Origin of the sequence: Selenomonas sp. GACV-9, from assembly GCA_900116485.1 — a bacterium.
GTDB classification, from domain to species: Bacteria; Bacillota; Negativicutes; order Selenomonadales; family Selenomonadaceae; genus Selenomonas_A; species Selenomonas_A ruminantium_G.
In genome coordinates this window covers 49,843-72,229 of record FPAX01000006.1, presented here as the reverse complement: position 1 = coordinate 72,229, position 22,387 = coordinate 49,843, and the positions used below count along the sequence as shown (strand labels likewise).

Genomic DNA, 22,387 nt, shown 5'->3' with positions numbered 1-22,387 from the left:
GAGCGGTGACACTCAATTCGTGCATGTAATCGTTTGAAAGTTGATTATGCATGATTACACAATTCTACCCTCCTATAATAAGTTTACAGGAACTTATTATAGGAGGGTAGGAATGAGATGTCGAATGTGAAAAATGCACGGGAAAAGCGCAAAAAATGCATAACAGATACAAATTGTCACAAAACAATGCGAATATGAAAAAATTTCACGATATCTATGCATAAAAATCATCAAAATCATGATATATTTCTTGAAAGCCCTGATTTCACTGGGTATAATGAATCTGGATGTAGTTTATTATGCATGATATACAACAAAGTGTTGGCTGGAGATAGAACAGGGGAGGCCTTACCGGTTATGGAGTTAACACAGTTGAAATATTTTCAGGCTTTGGCGCGTCATGGGAGTTTCTCGCAGACTGCAAAAGCCATCATGGTGTCCCAGTCGGCACTTAGCCGCTCCATTGCCAAGCTGGAGAAGGAACTGGCAGTGATGCTGTTTGAACGCCAGGGAAAACAGACGAAGCTCACAGAGGCCGGCGAGAAGTTCCTGTTCCATGTGGACCGGGTACTTCGTGAGATGGAGGTAGCACGGCAGGAAATCATCATGGATCATGGGGGAGAAGGGTCAGTGAGTGTATCGTTCCTCCACTCCCTGGGCGATACCTATCTGCCCTTGATCCTCAGCAGGTTTCATATCCGTTATCCGCATATAGGGATTACGCTGAACCAGCAGAACTCCACTGCATTAACCGAGGCACTCATGAAAGGGGATACCGATATCTGCCTATGTTCGATGCTGAATGGAGCAGATATTGCCTGGATGTATCTGTGGTCCGAGGAACTTTTCCTGGTAGTGCCCTGTTCGCATCCATTGGCGCAGAAGGAAAAGGTGCGGCTAGAGGAAATCGATGGCGAGGCATTCATCACGCTGAAGCCGGAGTATACTCTTCGCCAGCAGGTCAATCAGCTGCTGGATCTGGCTGAAAGCCAGCCGCAGGTGATCTTTGAGGGAGACGAAGTCCATAATCTGATTTCGCTCGTGGCCGCGCAGTTAGGGGTCAGCTTGCTGCCACATATCCCGTGTACGGAACAGATGGGCGTTTGTTATATCCCCGTGGCATTTCCTGTATGCAAGCGCGCCGTGGGAATCGCTTGGAATACACGACGGCCGCTCACGTCGGCAGCAATCTGTTTCCAGCAATTCACCATTAATTACTTCAACAGCCATCAGGATGCATAATAGGCTCCCTTGACGTCGTGTTCCATCAGTTTCCGATGACTATGCCGCCGTGGATGAGGACGGGAATGCTGTGGGTGGCAGTGCGCGTGGGGAGCTTGGCTGACAGCTTGCAGGGGGTATCGAGGAGGTAGGCGGTGGCGAGCACAGCTTTCTCTTTTATGCTGCGGTAGGTTTTACTGTCCAGCTCTTCGTCGTAGACGGTGGTGCTGTGTGGCGAGATGACGACGGTGGTCAGGGCCTGGGTGAAGACCATATTGTCGGACCATTGCCAGAGCTTTTGGCCGTTCTTGTCAGTGATGATGATGTCATAGAGCTGTCCAGTCCGGTGTTGAAGCGAGTGAGAAATACTGCTGGTGTTGGTAATCTTGAATTCGATCTGCAGACGGCCATGTTTTTCCTGAAGGATCAGTTCCTCGGCAATATTCTCAAAGGTCACGGAAGCGTAGGTGCTTTGCGGCGCAGAGCTGCTTGCTGATGATGCGGGGAAGGTAATGCCGATGCCTGTGCCAAAATGGGCTGAGGCCATACTGGGAAACAAAAGGAACAACGAGAGCAGTAAAAGAATCTTTTTCATGGTATATACTCCTATAGCGTTAAATATATCTTTGCTTTTATTTCGTGGGAAAACCTTGTGTTTCCTCTATTTTTTTTGTACAATATAAGTGTGAATTTTGTGTGTATTATAAAAATGGAGGGGAAGGTATGGCCAGCAAATTTTATCGTTGCAGTAAATGTGGTAACCTTATCGGTCTGATCCATGAGGGCGGAGGGCCTCTGGTATGCTGCGGACAGCCGATGGAAGAGCTGACGGCGAATACGACCGATGCGGCGCAGGAGAAACATGTACCGGTGGCTGAGTATGATGCCGGTGTGGGTGTGCTGAAGGTAACAGTTGGTTCGGTGGCTCATCCTATGACGCCTGAGCATTTGATTGAGTGGATTCACGTGCAGACGAAACTGGGCGGCCTTATGCGGCAGCTGACGTCAGAGGATAAGCCCGAGGCGGTGTTCAAGCTGGCAGATGACGATGCGCCTGTAGCAGTCTTTGCGTACTGCAACCTCCATGGTTTGTGGAAAACGGATATCTAAGTGTTTGTCTGAGCGAAAAAGCAGAGCGGTTTGTGCAGGATTTTGCACAGACCGCTTTGTTTTTTGTGTTATAATGATGCATGTATGATTTTTGTGGAAAGAGGATATCCAGATGGCATTTATTGAGGTAGAGAACCTTACACATATATATCATCCAGGCACACCGCAGGAGTTTGTGGCGTTGGATGATGTGAGCCTGTCCATCGAGGCGGGGGAATTTGTGGCGGTGCTGGGGACAAATGGCTCGGGCAAGTCGACCCTTGCACGTCACTTGAATGGCCTGCTGCTGCCAACAGAGGGGCGTTGTCTAATCGATGGCTTGGATACGCGCAAGGAGCAGGAGCTGTGGCAGATACGGCAGCATATTGGCATGGTGTTCCAGAACCCGGATAATCAGCTCATCGCAGCGGTGGTCGAGGATGATGTGGCCTTCGGTCCGGAGAACCTCGGGGTAGAGCCGCAGGAGATCCGGCAGCGGGTGAGGGATGCGCTAGCGGCAGTCAATATGGCAAAGTTCCGTACTTATGCGCCGCATCTCCTGTCTGGTGGACAGAAGCAGCGCATTGCCATTGCCGGAGCACTGGCGATGCATACGCGTTGTCTGGTGCTTGATGAACCAACGGCCATGCTCGACCCGCAGGGGCGCGAGGAGGTCATGCGTACGGTGCAGCGGCTGCATGATGAGCAGGGCATAACCATTGTATATATCACGCATTTCATGGAGGAGGCGGCGCAGGCTGACCGCCTTATCGTGATGGATAATGGCAAGGTAGCGGCAGAGGGGACACCCCATGAGCTGTTTGCCGATGTGGGGGAAATGAAGAAACGCGGCCTCGATGTGCCGGTAGCGGCTGAGGTTGGCTGGCGGCTGCGGCAGCAGGGCGTCAAGCTGCCAGTAGATATCGTGACTGATGAGGAATTACTTGAGGCATTGGAGGCATATACGTGTCAATTGAATTAAAACAGGTCAGCTATACTTATATGCCGAAGACCCCTTTTGAGCGACAGGCCCTGCGTGAGGTATCGCTGACAATCGAGGAGGGCAGCTTCACGGCGATTGCCGGGCATACAGGCTCGGGCAAGTCGACGCTGGTGCAGCACCTGAATGGGCTGCTCAACCCGACGAGTGGGCAGGTCCTTGTCGATGGCATCGACCTTGCCGATAATAGCAAGGCAGGCCGCGAGCAGGCCCGGCGGGCTCGTCAGCAGGTCGGCATGGTGTTCCAGTATCCTGAGCAGCAACTCTTTGAGGAGACGATTGCAGCTGATGTGGCCTTCGGGCCGAAGAATCAGGGCCTTAGCGGTGAGGAGCTTGAGCAGCGTGTACGCGAGGCCATGGAGCTTGTCGAGCTTGACTACGACAAGTACAAGGATCGCAGTCCGTTCCAGCTGAGCGGCGGGCAGAAACGGCGGGCGGCGATTGCCGGAGTACTGGCGCTGCATCCGCGGTATCTGGTACTCGATGAGCCCACGGCCGGACTTGACCCGCGGGGCCGTGAGTCGCTGATCCGCACGATCTGTACACTGAAGAAGAAATGGAAACTCACGATTGTCTTTATCTCGCATAGCATGGAGGATATCGCGCGGCTGGCCGATTCAGTCATCATCATGAAGCAAGGGGAGCTGGCTCTGCAGGCGCCACCGAAAGAGGTCTTTGCCCAGAAGGTGTTGATCCAGGAGGCGGGGCTTAAAACGCCGCATATCCTGACGCTGCTGCAGAAGCTGCAAGCTGCTGGTCTGCCGGTCAAGGCGGATGCTTTGGATATTGAAAGCGGCGTACAGGCGATAAAGGAGGTGCTGGCCCGTGCTAAGTAATATAACGATAGGGCAGTTCTTCCCTGGCGACAGCCTGCTGCATCGTCTTGACCCGCGGGTCAAGATTGTGCTGCTGCTTATCTATCTCATCGAGGTGTTTGTCTTCAGTCATCCCGCTGCTTATGGGATTTTGACCTTGGGGACGTTCTTGCTCATCCTGCTGTCAGGTGTTCCTTTGCGCATGATGCTGCGTTCGTTGAAGCCGCTCTGGTGGATCATATTGTTTACTTTCCTCATCCATCTGTTCAGCAATCCGGGGACGCCGATTGCGCGGGTGTGGATCTTTACGATGACCTGGGAAGGCGTGCAGAAGGGATTCTTCCTGTCGTTGCGCCTGGTGTTGCTCATCCTGGCAAGTTCACTACTGACCTATACGACAAGTCCGTTGAAGCTTACGGATGCACTGGAGAGCCTGCTCTCGCCGTTCCGGCGGTTTGGGCTGCCGGCGCATGAACTGGCGATGATGATGACGATTGCTCTGCGGTTCATCCCGACGCTGATTGCCGAGACCGATAAGATCATGAAGGCACAGCAGTCGCGCGGTGTGGATTTTTCGAGTGGCAATGTGATGGCACGGCTCAGGAATATGGTGCCGATACTCGTGCCGTTGTTCTTGTCGGCGTTCCGCCGGGCCGATGAACTTGCGATGGCGATGGAAGCACGCTGCTACCGTGGCGGTGTGGGCCGCACGCAGATGAAGGCTTTGCAGCTCTTATCCATCGATTATGCGGCAGTGACGGTGTTTGTCCTGCTGACCGCCGGGCTGGCCGTTATCCAGATCATCGGATAATTATTATGGAAGGGAATGGGTATGAAACCAGAGCATAAAGCAGAGATGAAGGCCCGTGCGCGCAATATCGTATTGACCGTGGCCTATGATGGCACGGCCTATCATGGATTCCAGCGGCAGACGCCGCCGGTGGTGGCTGTGCAGAATGTATTGGAGGAGAAACTCCAGGTGGTGTTCGGCGATTCCATTGAGCTGGCGGCATCGGGGCGTACAGATGCCGGTGTCCATGCCTATGGGCAGGTCGTGAATTTCTTTACCGATGGCACGATACCGACGGAGCGTATCGTGCGGGCAGTAAACAGCCTGCTGCCGCCGGATATCGTCGTGACTGAGGCGCATGAGGGCGGCCGTGAGTTCAGCGCCCGTCATAGCGCAAAGTCCAAGACGTATATCTACCGTATCCAGCAGGGAGATGTGCCGTCGGTGTTTACCCAGCGCTATGCCTGGTATGTGCGGCGGCCCCTTGATGTGGCAGCTATGCAGCAGGCTCTTGACTGCATCCTGGGCACCCACGACTTCAGTGCGTTCCGCGCAGCTGGCGGTGCGCCGATGAGCCCGATACGCACCATGTATGAGGCCAAGGTGATGGTGAAAGAAGACGACATTCTCGAGTTTTCTATCCATGGCAATGGCTTTCTTTATCATATGGTGCGCAATATCATTGGCACCGTGGTCAACGTGGGGCTCGGGCGGCTGACCGTCGAGGATTTCCAGCGGATCCTCGCCAGCCTTGACCGCAAACAGGCCAGTGCCACTGCACCAGCCTGCGGGCTCTACCTGTATAAAGTCGAATATTGATGTCAGGCGTTAATGATAGAAAGCATAGGATTGACTTCTATTATTAGCGCTTGTTTTGTTATTTTTGAGATAATTCAGCTTGCACGGTACTTGCAGATGCGTTAAAATATGAAAAGACCCTGTAAAAGGAGGGTCTTTACTCGTATGCATTTTTTCAGGTGGTGAAACTATGAATTCCCTATTGAAAGTTGGTATCGACGTAGGTTCTACGACCATCAAGCTGGTGGTTTTAGACCATGAGAAGAATATCATCTATAAGAACTACGCCCGCCACTTTTCCGAGATTGGCAATGCCCTGCAGGAGAATCTGACGCATCTCAAGACGATTGTCGGTGAGCAGAAATTCTCCTTTGCCTTGACTGGCTCTGCTGGTATGGGGATTGCCCAGCGCATTGGCCTGCCCTTCGTGCAGGAGGTTATTGCCTGTGCCACGGCTGTTCGCGAGCTCATCCCGCAGACTGACACGGTCGTCGAACTTGGCGGTGAGGATGCGAAAATCACGTATTTCGGCGATGCACCAGAGCAGCGCATGAATGGTGTCTGTGCTGGCGGCACGGGCTCGTTCATCGACCATATGGCATCGCTGTTGTCTACGGATGCACCGGGACTCAATGAGCTGGCGGCTAAGGGCAAGCAGATCTATACAATCGCCTCGCGCTGCGGTGTCTTTGCCAAGACCGATATCCAGGCCCTCATGAATGATGGAGCGGAAAAAGCGGATATTGCCCTGTCGATTTTTCAGGCGGTGGTCAATCAGACCATCGGCAATCTGGCCCAGGGGCGTCCAATTGATGGTCATGTGGCATTCCTCGGCGGTCCGCTGCATTTCCTGCCGGAGCTGCGCAAGCGCTTTATCGAGACGCTGGGGCTCGACAAGGGGCATGTTGTCGCTGTGGATTACGGCAACTACTTTGTCGCGATGGGATCGGCATTATCGGATGAGGCCAAGTGCATCGATGTGGCGCAGCTGGAGACGAGCATCAATCGTGCCAAGGAGGCTGCAGCCAGCGAGACGCGCAAGGCAGATTTCACGCTGTTTGACAGCGAGGCAGAATATGAGGAATTCAAGCGCCGCCACGATAGGGATAAGGTAAAGCGCGGCGAACTGGCCGTTTACGAGGGGCCGGTCTATGTCGGTATCGACGCCGGTTCGACGACGACGAAAATCACGGCCATCGGCCGCGACAAGGAGATACTCTATACCTCCTATGGCAGCAATCAGGGTTCGCCACTTACGACGGTTGTCCGCGAAATCAAGGAACTTTATAAGGCGATGCCGGAGACGGCCTGGATTGCTGGTACCATGACGACGGGCTATGGTGAAGCCATCGTCAAGGCGGCTATCCACGCCGATGGCGGTGAGGTTGAGACCTTTGCCCATCTGCGGGCGGCCCAGGAATTCTGCCCCGAGGTCACCTTTGTCCTTGATATCGGTGGCCAGGATATGAAGTGCTTCTTCGTCAAGGATGGCAGCATTGGCAATATCACACTCAATGAGGCTTGCTCGGCGGGCTGTGGTTCCTTTATCCAGAACTTTGCCGAAGGTCTGCATATGACGCCGGCGGAGTTTGCGAAAAAGGCGCTGACCTCTAAGGCGCCCGTTGATCTCGGCACGCGCTGTACGGTCTTCATGAATTCGAAGGTCAAGCAGGCGCAGAAAGAGGGGGCGGAAGTCGCTGATATTTCGGCGGGCATTGCCTTCTCGGTCATCAAGAATGCGCTGTTCAAGGTCATGCAGCTCAAGGACGTTCGCGAGCTCGGCGACCATATCGTCGTGCAGGGGGGGACCTTCTACAACGATGCGGTACTGCGCTGCATGGAGAAACTGCTGGACCGGGACGTCATCCGTCCCGACATTGCCGGGCTCATGGGCGCCTATGGTGCGGCTATCCTAGCCTTGGAGACCGGGGCGGAAAAATCGGCGGTCTTGTCGGCAGACGAACTGCAGAATTTTACGGTGGACACGAGCTCTTACCGTTGCAAGGGCTGCGGCAACAAGTGCCTGATCACGATGCAGAAGTTCCCCGATGGCAGCAAGTATTTCACGGGGAACCGCTGTGAGCGCGGCGTGGGCGGCGAAAAACAGACTCAGGAGCAGACGCCGAACATCTATAAGTATAAGTACGACCGCGTATTCAAATATTACAAGCCCCAGGCTGATGCCAAGCGGGGCCGCATCGGTATCCCGCGGGTGCTCAACATGTACGAGGACTATCCGTTCTGGTTTACCTTCCTCGATAAGCTCGGCTATGAGGTTGTATTGTCGGGCAAGTCGAGTGCCAAGATGTACTATAAGGGGATGGCGACGGTGCCGTCGGATTCCCTTTGCTATCCGGCCAAGATTACCCATGGCCATATCGTCGATCTCATCGAGAAGGGCGTAAAGAAGATTTTCTATCCCTGTGAGCCATACAATATGGAGGACGATGTCAACGAGTCGGACAACCATTTCAACTGTCCGATTGTTGCCTCCTATGCGGAAAATATCCGTGGCAATATGGATATCCTGCGGGAGCAGGATATTGACTTCATCCAGCCATTCCTGCCCATCAATGACAAGAAACGTTTGATTGTGCGCCTCTATGAGGAGCTGGGGCGCAGGGAAGGGATTTCCAAACAGGAAATCGCGGCGGCAGTTGAGGCGGCCTATAAGGAAATCGAGCAGTATCGTCAGGATGTCCGCGATTATGGGGCGAAGATTCTCGCCCGGATCGAAAAAACTGGGGAGCAGGCAATCCTGCTGGTTGGCCGTCCCTATCATGTGGATCCGGAAATCAACCACGGCATTCCCGAGATGATTCAGTCCTATAAATTGCCAATCTTATCAGAGGATGCGGTCTATCATCTGCCGGTCAAGGCTGGAAAGCTCAAGGTGGTCAATCAGTGGAGCTATCATGCGCGTCTCTATCATGCGGCGCAGTTCGTGGCGGAGCATGACAATCTGACGCTGATCCAGTTCAGCTCTTTTGGCTGCGGCCTCGATGCGCTGACGACGGGACAGGTCAAGGATATCCTCGAGCAGCATCATCGCATCTACACGATGATCAAGCTCGATGAGGTCTCGAATCTTGGGGCGGCCCGCATCCGTCTGCGCTCGCTGATGGCAGCGCTCACGCGCCGCACGCCGGTGGCCTACAAGGAAATCAAGCCGATTGAGCGGCCGCGGTTTACCGAGGATTGCAAGGCTACCCATACGATCCTGGCGCCGCAGATGGCACCCATCCATTTCGAGCTTTTCAAGACGGCTATCCGCAAGTATGGCTACAACGCAGTCATTCCGCCGATGCCGGGCAAAGAGGCCATCGATACGGGGCTGCGCTATGTCAATAACGATATGTGCTATCCGGCTATCGTCGTCATTGGCCAGCTTATCCAAGCGCTGAAGTCGGGGCTTTGCGATCCTGATCATACGAGCATCATGCTGTTCCAGACCTGTGGTGCCTGCCGGGCGACGAATTATCTCAGCGTCCTGCGCGAAGCCCTCAAATATGCGGGTTATCCCCAGGTACCGGTCTTTGCCGTTCATGGCCTGAAAGATGAGACCGATGCGTTCAATCTCGACCGGGCTATGCTCACCGACGCCATCAAGGCGGCTGTCTATGGCGATACGCTGATGAACGTGCGCAATCGCATGATGCCCTATGAGATGACCCAGGGGGCAACCCAGGCGCTTTTCCACAAGTGGATGGAGCGCTGCAAGGCCGAGATCAACCACGGCAATTACTTCAAGTTCAAGAAGAATATCAAGGCCATGGTGCGGGATTTTGACAACTTGCCCATCGATGAAACCCTTTGGAAACCGAAGGTGGGCATCGTCGGCGAGATTCTCGTCAAGTATCATCCGGTGGCCAATAACCATATCGAGAAGGTGCTCATGGACGAGGGCGCCGAGGTCGTCATGCCGGACTTTGTCGATTTCTTCCTCTACTCGGCTTATGATTCCATTGCCAAGCATCGGCTGCTGGCTGGCAAGTACAAAGACGAATTCTTTGGCAAGCTGTTCATCAAGGTTATCGAGTTCTTCCGCAAGCCCATGCGCAAAGCACTCAAGGAGAGCCATCACTTCCGGGCACCGAATACGATCTATGAGACTGCTGAACTTGCTGCGCGTCATGTGAGCCTCGGCAATATGGCTGGCGAGGGTTGGTTCCTGACCGGTGAGATGGTGAAGCTCATCGACGAAGGTGTGCCCAACGTGGTCTGCCTGCAGCCCTTTGGCTGCCTGCCGAACCATATCACAGGTAAGGGCGTCATGCACGAGCTGCGCACGAGCTATAAGGGGGCCAATATCACGGCCATCGACTGCGATGCGGGATCGAGTGAAGTCAACCAGCTCAACCGCCTGAAGCTTATGCTGGCCGTCGCGAAAGAACGTGGGCCGCAGAAGGTGCAGAAAGAATATAAAGACAAGGCAATTAGCCACTGAAAAATTTGACCCGTCAATTTTGACGGGTCATTTTTTGACACATAAATCAAGGACACGTGTCCTAAAAATCATTGACAGGCAAAAAAAATCTCGTTATTATGAAATAGTCGGTTAATAATTTTATGTTTTTATGGGAGACGATAAAATCCATGAAAGAGTACAAACCATTTAAATCCGGTAAGGTTCGTGAAGTCTATGAGGCTGAGGACAGCATCATCATGGTGGCTACGGACCGCATCTCCGCCTTTGACCATATCTTGAAGAACAAGATTACGGATAAAGGCGCTATTTTGACGCAGATGTCCCGGTTCTGGTTCGACTTTACGAAAGACATCCTGCCGAATCATATGATTTCGGTGGACAACAAGGATATGCCGGAGTTTTTCCAGCAGGAAGGCTTTGTTGGCAACAGCATGAAGTGCAAGAAGCTCACGATGATTCCGATGGAGTGCATCGTGCGCGGCTACATCACGGGCAGCGGCTGGGAAAGCTACAAGGAAAACGGCACGATCTGTGGCATCAAGCTGCCGGAGGGTCTTGTCGAATCGCAGAAACTGCCGGAGCCGATCTTTACGCCGAGCACGAAGGCTGAGCTTGGTGATCATGATGAGAATGTCTCCCTCGAAAAGGGTGCGGAGGTCCTGGAGAAGTCCTTCCCAGGTCATGGTCGTGAGTATGCTGAGAAGGTTCGCGACTATACGATTGCCATCTACAAGAAATGCGCGGAGTATGCTCTTTCCCGCGGCATCATCATTGCCGATACGAAGTTCGAGTTCGGTATCGATGAAAACGGCAACATTGTCCTCGGCGATGAGGTACTGACTCCGGACAGCTCGCGTTTCTGGCCGTTGGAGGGCTATAAGGAAGGCCAGAGCCAGCCGTCCTATGACAAGCAGTTCGTCCGTGACTGGCTCAAGGCTAATCCCGACAGCGACTACAAGCTGCCGCAGGATGTCATCGACAAGACGATTGCCAAGTACAAAGAAGCTTATAAAATGCTTACGGGCAAGGATTTTGAGTAATGGTTTGATTCTGGAGAACGCGAATCGTCAGGATTCGTGTTCTCTATGAAAGGAGAGCATGATTGATGAAAGTTGCAGTAATGATGGGAAGCGATTCCGATTGGCCAATCTTGAAGCCAGCCGTCGAGATCCTCAAGTCGTTCGGTATCGAGTCTGAGGTCGTCGTGGCGTCGGCTCACCGCACGCCGGCCAAAGTCCGCGAAGTCGTGCTCAGTGCACCGGAAAAAGGGATTGGTGCGTTCATCGTGGCGGCAGGGGCTGCGGCTCATCTGGCAGGTGTGGTAGCAAGCTATACGACGCTGCCGGTTATTGGTGTGCCCATCAACGCTACGCCCCTTAATGGCATGGATGCACTTTTGAGCACGGTGCAGATGCCGTCGGGCATTCCGGTGGCGACGATGGCCGTCAATGGCGCTAAGAATGCGGCAATCTTTGCTGCGGAAATCTTTGCTGTAGCGGATAAGGATCTTGCGCAGAAACTGGCGGATTACCGCACGAAAATGATTCAGGAAGTCGAAAAGAAAGCAGCCCGTGTTGCGGCGCAGCTTTAAGCTGCGCGCAATCGGACTGTTTTTTTGACCGCAAATAGCGGATGAGCGTGTATTATCAGACAAAAAGGAAAAGAGAGAACAAAATAACCATGTATGAAAATGGCTATAACTTAGAACCGAAATGGAAAGAGGAATGCGGCGTCTACGGTGTCTATTCCCATACCGAAGATGTATCGGGCATGACCTATCTGGGACTCTATGCGCTGCAGCATCGCGGCCAGGAAAGCGCTGGCATCGCCATCACCGATGGCGCCTGGATGGATGTCACACGTGGCATGGGCCTTGTCAATGAGGTATTCCGTCATCAGGTCCCGCATATGGAGAATCAGTGCATCGCCATCGGCCATGTGCGCTATTCGACGACGGGCTCGAGCCTGCTGGCTAATACCCAGCCGCTGATGGTCAACTATGCGGGCGGAAAGATTGCCTTGGCGCATAATGGCAATCTGACTAATGCTGCCGAGATCCGCCATGATCTTGAGCAGCAGGGCACGATTTTCCAGACGTCCATCGATTCCGAGGTGTTTGTCAACCTCATTGCGCGTTCGCGCCAGGAGACCATCGAGGACAAGGTCATCGAAAGCCTCAAGAAAATCAAGGGGGCGTACTGCCTGACCATCATGACCGAGAGCAAGCTTATCGGTGCGCGTGACCCGCAGGGGTTCCGGCCGCTGTGCATTGGCAAGACCGAAGAGGGAAGCTACATCATATCCTCGGAAACCTGCGGGCTTGATGTGGTCGGGGCCGAGTTCATCCGTGATGTACTGCCGGGGGAAATGGTAGTCATCGATGAAAACGGTATCAAGTCGTATCCGTTTGCGACGCAGGAGCCCAAGGCTGCATGCATTTTTGAATACATCTACTTTGCACGTCCCGATTCGGTCATCGATGGTCAGAGTGTCCATGATGCGCGTTTCATGATGGGGCGCATGCTGGCCCGCGAGTCGGGCTGTCAGGGCGATATCGTCATTTCGGTCCCGGACTCGGGCACGACGGCGGCTACAGGCGTGGCTTTTGAGTCGGGCATCCCGTTTGTCGAAGGCCTGATTAAGAACCGCTATATCGGCCGCACGTTTATCCAGCCGACTCAGAAGAAGCGCGATACGGCGGTGAAGCTCAAGCTCAACGCTATCCGTTCGGTAGTTGCGGGCAAGCGCGTCATCATGGTGGATGATTCCATCGTTCGCGGTACCACCAGCGGCAAGATTGTCAAGATGCTCCGCAATGCCGGGGCCAAGGAAGTCCATATGCTCATCAGCAGTCCGCCGATTGGCTATCCTTGCTACTATGGCATCGATACGTCGGTGCGCAAGGAGCTCATCGCAGCGACCAAGAGCGTGGAAGAGATTCGCGAGTACATTGGAGCTGACAGCTTGCACTTCCTGAGCATCGAAGGGCTCAAGCAGTCGGTATCGGCCGTTGACCCTGAGGCGATGTGCTATGCTTGCTTTAATAGTGCGTATCCGATTGAGGATGGCGAGAAGCCGGCTGGCGACAGCAAATATGTATTTGAACAGCGTAAAAAGTGCTAAGAGAGAGGATAGAAATGGCAGAACAACTTACTTATAAAGATTCCGGTGTTGATATCGATGCCGGCAACAAATCCGTCCAGCTGATAAAAGATAGCGTCAAAGCTACGTATCGTCCCGAGGTCTTGGGAGATTTGGGCGGATTCGGTGGTCTCTTTGCACTGAATTCCGGGAAATATAAAGAGCCAATCCTGGTGTCCGGTACCGATGGTGTCGGTACGAAACTGCGTCTGGCGTTTATGCTCGATAAGCATGACACGGTCGGGCAGGATGCTGTGGCTATGTGTGTCAACGACATCCTTGTGCAGGGCGCAGAGCCTCTCTTTTTCCTTGATTACCTGGCTGTTGGCAAACTCGATCCGGAGCAGGTGGCCGATGTCGTAAAAGGCGTGGCGGGAGCCTGCAAGGAATCGGGCTGCGCGCTGATTGGCGGCGAGACGGCAGAGATGTCCGGTTTCTATCCGGTGGGCGAGTATGATATCGCTGGCTTTGCTGTCGGTGTGGTCGAAAAATCGAAACTCATCACCAGTGAGAAAGTCAAGGAAGGTGATGTGGTTCTGGGCCTGCCGTCCTCAGGCGTGCATTCCAATGGCTATTCGCTCGTGCGCAAGATCTGCTTTGATCTCAAGGGCTTCAAGGGCGATGAGTACATCGAGGAGCTGGGCAAGACCATCGGCGAAGAGCTTTTGACGCCGACGCGCCTTTATCCGAAGTCCTGCCTGCCCCTTATCGAGAACTTTGATATCCACGGCATGGTTCATATCACGGGGGGCGGCTTCTACGAGAACATCCCTCGCGCATTGCCGGAGGATATGGCGGTGGAAATCGATAGCTCGGTATGGCAGATGCCGGCAATCTTTAGGCTCCTGCAGCAGTGGGGCAACGTGGATTGGAAAGAGATGTACCGTACCTTCAACATGGGCATTGGCATGATTATCATCGCCAGTGCCGAGGAGGCGGAGAAAATCAAAGAGCATCTTGCAGGAGTTCAGGAGACGGTTTATGAGATTGGCCGCGTAGTAAAAGGCAATCATGATGTGACTATCAAAGGCGGCGTGTTCCATGACTGAGGCTAAACAGAAACTGGGCGTTCTCTGTTCAGGACGCGGTACGGATTTGCAGTCCATCATCGATGCCATCGGTCGCGGCGAAGTCGATGCCGAAATCGCCGTCGTGCTTACCGATAAGCCCGAGGCCTTTGCCCTGGAACGGGCAAAAAAGGCTGGCATCAAGGCTGTCTGCGTCAACCGCAAGCAGTACGATGGCCGTGAGCCCTTTGAAAAGGCCTTGATTGCTGAGCTCGAAGAAGCAGGGGTAACGTTGGTTGTCTTGGCTGGATTTATGCGGATCCTGACGCCGGTATTTGTACGTCATTTTGCGGGCCGCATCATGAATATCCATCCGGCGCTTTTGCCAAGCTTTCCTGGCGCGCATGCGCACCGCGATGTTTTGGCTTATGGCGTCAAGGTCAGCGGTTGCACCGTTCATTTTGTCGATGAAGGTACCGATAGCGGCCCGATTATCCTGCAGGCGGCTGTTCCTGTGCTGGATGGGGATACCGAGGAGACGTTGGGGGCCCGCGTACTCGAGCAGGAGCATATCATCTATCCGCAGGCTATCCAGCTTTACTGCGAGGGGCGGCTGCAGGTAGACGGACGTCAGGTACGGATTTTGGATTGAGTTTTTAGACAGAGGAGAATATATCCATGCAGATTAAACGCGCACTTATCAGCGTATCGAATAAAGACGGTGTTGTTGAGTTTGCCCGCCAGCTCCATGAGGCTGGTGTGGAAATCGTTTCGACGGGCGGTACCATGAAGGCCATCAAAGAGGCAGGCATCCCGGTTACTTATGTCAGCGATGTCACGGGCTTTCCGGAAATCATGGATGGCCGCGTAAAGACGCTGAACCCGTATATCCATGGCGGTATCCTGGCGGTACGTGACAACGAAGAGCATGTCAAGCAGATGAAAGAGTATAAGATTACGGGCATCGATCTCGTAGCCGTCAATCTCTATCCGTTCAAGGAGACGATTGCTAAACCTGATGTCACATTGGCTGAGGCCATTGAAAACATCGATATCGGCGGTCCGGCTATGGTCCGTGCAGCAGCGAAGAACTTCAAGTTCGTCACGATCGTGACAAATCCTGCCCGCTATGCAGAGATTGCCAAGCAGGTAAAAGAAAATGGCTGCGTCGATGACCGCACGCGCATGGAGCTTTCCCAGGAAGCCTTTGCCCATACGGCCGCCTATGATGCCATGATCAAAGATTATCTGGCTGAACAGCTGCAGAAATAAGAGGGGTAGACGATGAATATTCTTGTTATTGGTTCCGGCGGCCGTGAGCACACGCTGGCCTGGAAACTTTCCCAGTCGCCGAAGGCCACGAAACTCTATGCGATTCCTGGTAATCCGGGCATGGCTGAGGTGGCAGAGTGCGTTAGTGGAATTTCTATCACCGATAATGATGCGCTGGCAGTTTTTGCCAAGGAAAAGCAGATTGATTTGGCCGTGGTCGGTCCCGAGGTTCCGCTGACCAATGGTCTGGTGGATGCCTTGAATGCAGCTGGCATCAAGGCCTTTGGCCCGACGAAACTGGCGGCTGAGATTGAAGGCTCGAAGGCTTTTTCCAAAGGCCTGATGAAGAAGTACAATATCCCGACGGCAAAATATGAAGTCTTTACCGAGGCTGATGCGGCCCGCGCCTATATCGAGCAGGAAGGCGTCCCTATTGTCATCAAGGCCGATGGCCTGGCCGCTGGTAAGGGCGTTATCGTCGCCATGACGAAGGAAGAAGCCTTGGCAGCCATTGCCGATATCATGGAGGATCAGGAATTCGGGGCGGCGGGTAGTCGTGTTGTCATCGAGGAGTTCATGGAGGGCGAAGAAGCCTCGCTGCTCTGCTTTACCGATGGCAAGACCATTTGTCCGATGATAAGCTCCCAGGACCACAAGCGCGCCTATGATGGCGATAAAGGCCCGAACACGGGCGGCATGGGTACCTATGCGCCGGCACCGGTCATGACGAAGGCTATGGTGGACAAGGCCTATGAGACGATTCTCGTACCGACCATCAAGGCTATGGAACAGGAAGGTCGCCTTTATAAGGGCTGCCTCTATGCCGGCCTTATGATTACGGCTGAGGGGCCGAAGGTTGTCGAGTTCAACGCGCGCTTTGGCGACCCGGAGACTCAGGTTGTCCTGCCACTCTTGGAGAGCGACCTTGTCGATATCATGCTGGCCTGTGCCGATGGCACCCTGGCCGGGCAGGACATCCAGTGGAGCGATGGCGCAGCTGTCTGCGTGGTCATGGCATCGGGGGGCTATCCCAAATCCTATCAGAAGGGATTTGCCATTGCAGGTTTAGCGGAGGCCAAGGCCGCTGGTACGGAAGTATTCCATGCGGGTACGGCGGAAAAAGATGGCCAGATCGTCACGGCTGGCGGCCGCGTCCTCGGCGTTGTCGCTAAGGCGGCTGATGTCAAGACAGCTGTGGACAAGGCGTATGCTGGCGTTAAGAAAATTTCCTTCCAGGATGCCTTCTATCGCAACGATATTGCCCATCGTGCCTTGGAACGGCTTTAAGTTGGATTGGATATGTTGGCATAGCAGGTATGTCTATTTGTGTATACTTTTGCAGGCTATTTACAACTTGACAGTTGTCTATTATAATTAACCACATAGACGTCAATGGTGGACGCTCTGAAGTTGTCAGCTGACAACAACAGGGCGTTTTCTGTGTCTTAGGCAATCATTTTTGCGATGTGGTTTTGCAAGTTATATCGGTGGAGGGGCTTATGGATCTGACAAGGCTAATGGCAGATATCAATGACTTTGTTTGGGGGCCTGTGATGCTGACACTCTTAGTCGGCACAGGAGTTTTCTTGACTATACGCTTGAGATTCCTTCCCTGGCGGAATCTCGGTTATGCGATCCGGATGATCTTCCGGCAGAAAAAGGAACATGAGGGAGATATCTCGCCGTTCCAGTCGCTGATGACAGCTCTTTCGGCGACGGTGGGGACTGGTAATATTGTCGGCGTAGCGACGGCGATGGTTCTCGGCGGCCCAGGGGCGTTGGTCTGGATGTGGATCAGTGCGGCCTTTGGCCTGTCGACGAAATACGGTGAGTCGGTACTGGCGGTGAAATATCGTGAGACCAACAGCGTTGGTGAGATGGCTGGCGGTCCGATGTATGCGATGAAGAACGGCATCAAGAATAAATATATCGGCCGCGGACTGGCTGCGCTGTTTGCCTTCTTCGTCGTTGTTTCGTCATTCGGTATCGGCAATATGACTCAGGCCAATTCTATCGCGGCTGCGCTGTCGACGAGCTTTGCCGTGCCGGCCTGGCTGACTGGCGGCATCGTAGCCGTGCTGGCACTGGCGGTGCTGCTGCGCGGCATCCATAGCATCGGTAAGGTGTCGAGCGTGGTCGTGCCGGCGATGGCAGCTTTCTATTTCGTCGTAGCTCTCATTGTCATTGTGGTGAATTTTGCAGCGGTACCGGCCGGTGTGGCTGAGATGTTCCGCATGGCCTTTTCCTTTGACTCTGTGGCTGGCGGTATCGGCGGCAGCATTGTCGCATCGATGCTGACCTCGATGCGTTGGGGCGTGGCTCGCGGTGTGTTCTCGAATGAGGCTGGCCTCGGCTCGGCGCCGATTGCAGCGGCTGCTGCCCGGACCGATCATGCGTCCCGTCAAGGCTATGTCAATATGACCGGAACTTTCTTCGATACGATGATTGTCTGCATGCTCACGGGCCTTGTCATTGCCTCGTCGGGGATGCTGGGCACGGTGGATCCGGTAACGGGCAAGATGGTTTCGGGGGCGCAGCTGACAATCCTGGCATTCAGCTCGGTATTTGGTGAGTATGCCAAACTGATCGTTTCGGTGGCATTGTCACTATTTGCTTTTTCGACGATTCTCGGCTGGGAATACTATGGCGAGAAAGCACTTGAGTATCTCGTGAGCAACCGCAAGGCAATCATTGGCTATCGCGTCTTGTTCAGTCTGGTTACTTTTGTGGGTGCGACGACGGCGTTGGAGGTTGTCTGGAATTTCTCCGATACGATGAACGGTCTCATGGCTATCCCGAACCTTATCTGCCTGCTCTGGCTCAATAAGGATATCGCCGAGGAATGTTTTGAGTTCGAGCGTGTGGTCGTAGTCCGCGAGAAAATGGGCGAGAAGATCGACTATCAGTCGGATGTTGAAGATTTGCAGATATGAATGAAAAGAGGAGCTTTGCCGAAAAGCTCCTTTTTGCTATATGGATAAAACAAAAAAGCCAGCAACCGAAGTTGCTGGCTTGACCATTCAGATGGTCGGGATGACAGGATTCGAACCTGCGGCCTCTTCGTCCCGAACGAAGCGCGCTACCAAACTGTGCCACATCCCGCAATCACAAGAAATATTATACGCATAATGGTCATGCCTGTCAACACCTTTTTTATATTTTTCGTTAAGTTTTTTACTGGAAAGTTCTGGTTGCAGATTTTGGATAGATTTGTTACACTTATAGCGTTAACTTTATAGAATGATTCACTAGGGGCGCAGGTCCTATCCTGCTGAGAGACAAATGTCGACCCTTGGAACCTGTTGGGTTAAGACCTGCGTAGGGAAGTGACAAGTAAGATTGCCGTTCAGCTATGCTGGGCGGCTTTTATTTTTAGGAGGTTATACGATGGCAACACAGATGCAGTTGGCCCGTGAGGGCAAGATTACAGAAGCGATGCAGGCAGTAGCGGCAGAGGAACATGTTCCGGCTGAAGTCATCCGGGCTGGTGTGGCAAAGGGAACCATTACGATTCCCTGCAACATCAATCACAAGGGTCTGAAGCCGTGTGGTGTTGGCGAAGGGCTGCGTGTCAAGGTCAACGCCAATATTGGCACGTCGAGTACCTATCCAGATATTGAGCCTGAACTGGAAAAGCTGGCGGAGGCGGTCAAATGCGGTGCGGATGCTGTCATGGACTTGTCGACAGGCAACAATATCGACGCTTCACGACGTGAGATCATCGCCAAATCCCCGGTGATGGTCGGAACGGTACCAATCTATGAGGCCACGGTGCGTGCCATCCGCGAGCATGGCGCGGTGGTCGAGATGACAGAGGAGGATCTTCTGGAGACCATCGAGCAGCAGGCAAAGGATGGTGCTGACTTCATGACGCTGCATTGCGGTGTGACCCTTTCAGCCATCGAGCGCATGCGCAGCCAGGGACGTCTCATGGATATCGTGAGTCGTGGCGGTTCATTCATTGCCGGCTGGATGCTGCACAACGAACGAGAGAATCCGCTTCATGAACATTATGATAAGATCCTGGATATCTGTGAGAAGTACGACGTGACGCTGAGCCTTGGCGATGGCATGCGCCCAGGCTGTACGGCTGATGCGACGGACCGCGGACAGCTCACGGAGCTCATCACGCTAGGCGAACTTGTGGACCGCGCTTGGCGTCGTGGCGTGCAGGTCATGGTCGAGGGGCCGGGTCATGTGCCTTATGATCAGATTGCCGCCAATATGAAGCTTGAGAAACGCCTTTGCCGCAATGCGCCGTTCTATGTGTTGGGGCCGCTGGTGACGGATGTCGCGCCAGGGTACGATCACATTACGGCAGCGATTGGCGGGACGCTGGCAGCGGTCAGTGGTGCGGATTTCCTGTGCTATGTGACGCCGGCTGAGCATCTGGCGCTGCCAACGATTGAGGATGTGCATACGGGGGTCATCACGTCGCGGATTGCAGCGCATGCGGCCGATATGGTTCGCGGTGTGCCCGGTGCTGTGGCCTGGGACAAGAAGATGGCCGAGGCGCGCAAGCAGCTTGACTGGGAGGCACAGCTTGACCTGGCCATCGATCCTGATCTGGCCAGAACGAAACGCGGTGCCCGCAACAAGCAGGGGGAGGAGGCCTGCTCGATGTGCGGCGACTATTGTGCCGTCAAGATCATCGGGGAGTATTTTGACAAGCCGCAATGTCCCTGTAATGATTGAACTGCAAACAATTGAAAAAATTCAGTCGAAAAGCAGGAATCATCAGCCAAAATCCCGAATATAGCTATATACAATAAAACGAACTCGTTGGGAGGTTTTATTATGGGGAAAATCAAAAAGATCTTGGTACCGGTTGATGGTTCTGTAAATGGCTGCAAGGCTGTAGATGAGGCGATTTTCTTTGCGGAGAAATGCCAGGCGGATCTGGATTTTGTCTATGTCGCCAGCAATATCAATAAGGATATCCCAAGCCATATTGTTTTTGATCGTATTTGGGAGAAAATCCCTGATGATATCAAGGCGGCAAAACATGTGGAGACCGGCAACATCCCGAAGGCTATCATCCGTGTGGCCGGACAGGAGCACAGCGATATGATCATTATGGGCAGCCGTGGCCTGGGCCTCTTCAAGGGCGCGCTGATTGGCAGTGTCAGCCAGAAGGTCATTGAGGAGTCGCCAATTCCGGTAATGGTCATTAAATAAAGTATCGTGGCAGCTGCCAGTGGATTCCCGCTGGCAGCTTTTGTTCTTATGTTTGCAACAGGGAAGGTGTTTAGCATGCAAGTCAAAGATATCATGACCAAAAACGTAATCACAGTAAAACCTGAAGCAACGATTCGTGAGTTGGCAGAGCTGCTTGTGACGAAGAAGATCTCTGGTGTGCCTGTCGTCGATGATGCGGGCAAGGTTTGCGGCATTGTCAGTGAAGGCGATCTCATGCGCAAGGAAATCGCACCCGAGATGCCCGATGAGCTCTGCATCCTTGGAGCTGTCATCTACTATAATGGATTGCAGGAATATCGCGATGCGTTCCGGAAGTTCTCAGCATTGACTGCCGAGCAGATCATGACGGAGGATGTCATAGCGGTCAAGGCGGAGGATGAGGTCAGCAAGATTGCCAAGCTCATGCATGACAAGCATATCAAGCGCCTGCCGGTGCTTGATGAAGCGAAGAATCTGATTGGCATCGTAAGTCGGACGGATATCGTCAAGATGCTGCTGTGATTTCTTGGCGGGCGCAAAAAGGAACTGCCTGCGTAGTGGACGACAGGCAGTTCCTTTATTTTTGCGCTTCGTTGCTGTTTTTGGCCAGCCAGCGTGATTCGCGTTTGATTTTCTTCTGTAGCAGCCGGTTCTCGTAGATATCTTCGATGACAAGCTTGCAGATAACGATGAAAGGCACGGCCAGGAACATGCCAGTGGCGCCAAGCAGTTCGCCGCCGAGAATGATGCCAAGGATGATGGCAATCGGGTGCAGGTTCAGTGACTTGCCAATCAAGGTCGGATAGACAAGATTGTGGTTGATTTGCGTGAGCAGCAGGTAAAATCCCGCTGTCTGCAAGGCAATGAGCGGATCGACTGTTGCCGTCAGCAGGATACCGAAGACGGAGGCTACTGTCGGGCCGAGTACCGGGATGAATTCCGCGATGCCTGAGACAGTGGCAAATACCGAGGCATATGGCAGGCTGCGCATGGTGAAGTAGAGAAAGACGATGGTGGCAGTGATACAGCAGATGACGAGCTGGCTGCAGATGTAGGTGCGCAGGGCGCTCAGGATGTTGTTGAACAGCTTGAGCACACGGCCTGTGTCACGCTGTGGGAAACGCGTGACCAGATACTGCTTGATTTCCTCGCCATCTTTCAAGAGGTAGAAGGTCACAAACAGGATGATGACGAAATCGATGACCTTGCTGAAGAGCGAGAGCAGCAGCTGTAGCGAGGATTTCAGTGCCGTGATGCCTGTGGATTTGATTTCGGCCCAGACATTGCCGAGTTCGCTGTGCAGGAACTCAGATTCCTGCAGCAAGGGCAGATTCTGGAACTTTTCAGTTATCTGCGGAAAATCCGTGATGAACCGGGAAAAGGTCGGCACGAAACTGCTCGATACGAGCCCCAGCAGCAGGAATCCGACGCCGATGAAGACGGTGAGTACGAATCCGGCGGCAATGGCCCGTGGCAGTTTCTGGTTCAGGCGGTCGACAGCTGGCAGCAAGAGCAGCTGCAGCAATAGTGACAAAAAGATGATGAAGGCCAACTGCGGCATGAACCAGAAGGTTGACAGCAGTATGGTAAAGGTAATTCCAAGCAGGATAGATGTACGGTAATCGCGTAGATGCATAGATGCTCCTT

The 22,387-nt window shown here is 53.5% G+C and carries 20 protein-coding genes, 1 tRNA gene and 1 riboswitch; of the genes, 18 read left to right on the top strand and 3 right to left on the bottom strand.

Going from position 1 to position 22,387, the window contains the following annotated elements:
- Positions 1 to 357 precede the first annotated feature (357 nt).
- Positions 358 to 1,242, top strand: a complete 885-nt coding sequence (locus BM322_RS07315; protein ID WP_075429255.1) for a LysR family transcriptional regulator — start codon at positions 358 to 360, stop codon at positions 1,240 to 1,242.
- Between the two features lie 25 nt (positions 1,243 to 1,267).
- On the opposite strand, the gene BM322_RS07310 is transcribed toward BM322_RS07315, so the two are convergent.
- Positions 1,268 to 1,816 (bottom strand): BsuPI-related putative proteinase inhibitor, encoded by a 549-nt coding sequence (locus tag BM322_RS07310; protein WP_075429254.1) that lies wholly within the window; start codon positions 1,814 to 1,816, stop codon positions 1,268 to 1,270.
- A gap of 128 nt (positions 1,817 to 1,944) precedes the next feature.
- On the opposite strand from BM322_RS07310, the gene BM322_RS07305 reads away from it, so the two are divergent.
- The 14 genes from BM322_RS07305 to BM322_RS07240 all read left to right on the top strand — a co-directional run bounded on the left by BM322_RS07305 (position 1,945) and on the right by BM322_RS07240 (position 18,495).
- Positions 1,945 to 2,331, top strand: coding sequence for a desulfoferrodoxin family protein (locus BM322_RS07305; protein ID WP_075429252.1), 387 nt, complete (start codon positions 1,945 to 1,947; stop codon positions 2,329 to 2,331).
- Between the two features lie 112 nt (positions 2,332 to 2,443).
- Positions 2,444 to 3,292: an energy-coupling factor transporter ATPase gene (locus BM322_RS07300; protein WP_143102203.1), complete on the top strand. Its 849-nt coding sequence runs from the start codon at positions 2,444 to 2,446 to the stop codon at positions 3,290 to 3,292.
- Positions 3,277 to 4,146: an energy-coupling factor transporter ATPase gene (locus BM322_RS07295; protein ID WP_075429250.1), complete on the top strand. Its 870-nt coding sequence runs from the start codon at positions 3,277 to 3,279 to the stop codon at positions 4,144 to 4,146. The genes BM322_RS07300 and BM322_RS07295 overlap by 16 nt, the downstream gene beginning before the upstream one ends.
- Entirely contained in the window at positions 4,136 to 4,936 is an 801-nt protein-coding gene (locus BM322_RS07290) for an energy-coupling factor transporter transmembrane protein EcfT (RefSeq protein ID WP_075429248.1), read from the top strand. Before BM322_RS07295 ends, BM322_RS07290 begins: the two co-directional genes overlap by 11 nt.
- Before the next feature lie 21 nt (positions 4,937 to 4,957).
- Positions 4,958 to 5,734 carry a tRNA pseudouridine(38-40) synthase TruA gene (gene truA / locus BM322_RS07285; protein ID WP_075429247.1) on the top strand — a complete coding sequence of 259 codons (777 nt, stop codon included), beginning with the start codon at positions 4,958 to 4,960 and terminating at the stop codon, positions 5,732 to 5,734.
- A 169-nt stretch (positions 5,735 to 5,903) separates the two neighbouring features.
- Positions 5,904 to 10,160, top strand: a complete 4,257-nt coding sequence (locus BM322_RS07280; protein WP_075429246.1) for a 2-hydroxyacyl-CoA dehydratase — start codon at positions 5,904 to 5,906, stop codon at positions 10,158 to 10,160.
- A 149-nt stretch (positions 10,161 to 10,309) separates the two neighbouring features.
- Entirely contained in the window at positions 10,310 to 11,182 is an 873-nt protein-coding gene (locus tag BM322_RS07275) for a phosphoribosylaminoimidazolesuccinocarboxamide synthase (protein WP_075429245.1), read from the top strand.
- Between the two features lie 65 nt (positions 11,183 to 11,247).
- On the top strand, positions 11,248 to 11,733 hold the full coding sequence (gene purE / locus BM322_RS07270) for a 5-(carboxyamino)imidazole ribonucleotide mutase (protein WP_075429244.1): 486 nt from the start codon (positions 11,248 to 11,250) through the stop codon (positions 11,731 to 11,733).
- 89 nt (positions 11,734 to 11,822) lie between these two features.
- Positions 11,823 to 13,265: an amidophosphoribosyltransferase gene (gene purF, locus BM322_RS07265; RefSeq protein ID WP_075429243.1), complete on the top strand. Its 1,443-nt coding sequence runs from the start codon at positions 11,823 to 11,825 to the stop codon at positions 13,263 to 13,265.
- Between the two features lie 14 nt (positions 13,266 to 13,279).
- Positions 13,280 to 14,332 carry a phosphoribosylformylglycinamidine cyclo-ligase gene (purM, locus tag BM322_RS07260; protein WP_075429241.1) on the top strand — a complete coding sequence of 351 codons (1,053 nt, stop codon included), beginning with the start codon at positions 13,280 to 13,282 and terminating at the stop codon, positions 14,330 to 14,332.
- The gene (purN, locus tag BM322_RS07255) at positions 14,325 to 14,942 is read left to right on the top strand and encodes a phosphoribosylglycinamide formyltransferase (RefSeq protein ID WP_075429240.1); all 618 of its coding nucleotides are present in this window, start codon (positions 14,325 to 14,327) and stop codon (positions 14,940 to 14,942) included. Before purM ends, purN begins: the two co-directional genes overlap by 8 nt.
- 26 nt (positions 14,943 to 14,968) lie before the next feature.
- The gene (locus BM322_RS07250; RefSeq protein ID WP_075429239.1) at positions 14,969 to 15,562 is read left to right on the top strand and encodes an IMP cyclohydrolase; all 594 of its coding nucleotides are present in this window, start codon (positions 14,969 to 14,971) and stop codon (positions 15,560 to 15,562) included.
- Between the two features lie 12 nt (positions 15,563 to 15,574).
- On the top strand, positions 15,575 to 16,849 hold the full coding sequence (gene purD, locus BM322_RS07245; RefSeq protein ID WP_075429238.1) for a phosphoribosylamine--glycine ligase: 1,275 nt from the start codon (positions 15,575 to 15,577) through the stop codon (positions 16,847 to 16,849).
- Positions 16,850 to 17,061: 212 nt separating this feature from the next.
- The gene (locus BM322_RS07240) at positions 17,062 to 18,495 is read left to right on the top strand and encodes a sodium:alanine symporter family protein (protein WP_075429237.1); all 1,434 of its coding nucleotides are present in this window, start codon (positions 17,062 to 17,064) and stop codon (positions 18,493 to 18,495) included.
- Positions 18,496 to 18,587: 92 nt separating this feature from the next.
- On the opposite strand, the gene BM322_RS07235 is transcribed toward BM322_RS07240, so the two are convergent.
- Positions 18,588 to 18,664: transfer RNA gene (locus tag BM322_RS07235), tRNA-Pro, on the bottom strand.
- 138 nt (positions 18,665 to 18,802) lie between these two features.
- A riboswitch (TPP riboswitch) is annotated at positions 18,803 to 18,904 on the top strand.
- 45 nt (positions 18,905 to 18,949) lie between these two features.
- Between BM322_RS07235 and thiC the strand changes: the two genes are divergently transcribed.
- The 3 genes from thiC to BM322_RS07220 all read left to right on the top strand — a co-directional run bounded on the left by thiC (position 18,950) and on the right by BM322_RS07220 (position 21,262).
- A complete protein-coding gene (thiC, locus tag BM322_RS07230) occupies positions 18,950 to 20,257 on the top strand; it encodes a phosphomethylpyrimidine synthase ThiC (protein ID WP_075429236.1) in 1,308 nt (435 codons plus the stop codon).
- A 102-nt stretch (positions 20,258 to 20,359) separates the two neighbouring features.
- The gene (locus BM322_RS07225) at positions 20,360 to 20,740 is read left to right on the top strand and encodes a universal stress protein (protein WP_075429235.1); all 381 of its coding nucleotides are present in this window, start codon (positions 20,360 to 20,362) and stop codon (positions 20,738 to 20,740) included.
- A 75-nt stretch (positions 20,741 to 20,815) separates the two neighbouring features.
- On the top strand, positions 20,816 to 21,262 hold the full coding sequence (locus BM322_RS07220; protein ID WP_075429234.1) for a CBS domain-containing protein: 447 nt from the start codon (positions 20,816 to 20,818) through the stop codon (positions 21,260 to 21,262).
- Between the two features lie 55 nt (positions 21,263 to 21,317).
- On the opposite strand, the gene BM322_RS07215 is transcribed toward BM322_RS07220, so the two are convergent.
- Positions 21,318 to 22,376 carry an AI-2E family transporter gene (locus BM322_RS07215; RefSeq protein WP_075429233.1) on the bottom strand — a complete coding sequence of 353 codons (1,059 nt, stop codon included), beginning with the start codon at positions 22,374 to 22,376 and terminating at the stop codon, positions 21,318 to 21,320.
- Positions 22,377 to 22,387: the final 11 nt, after the last annotated feature.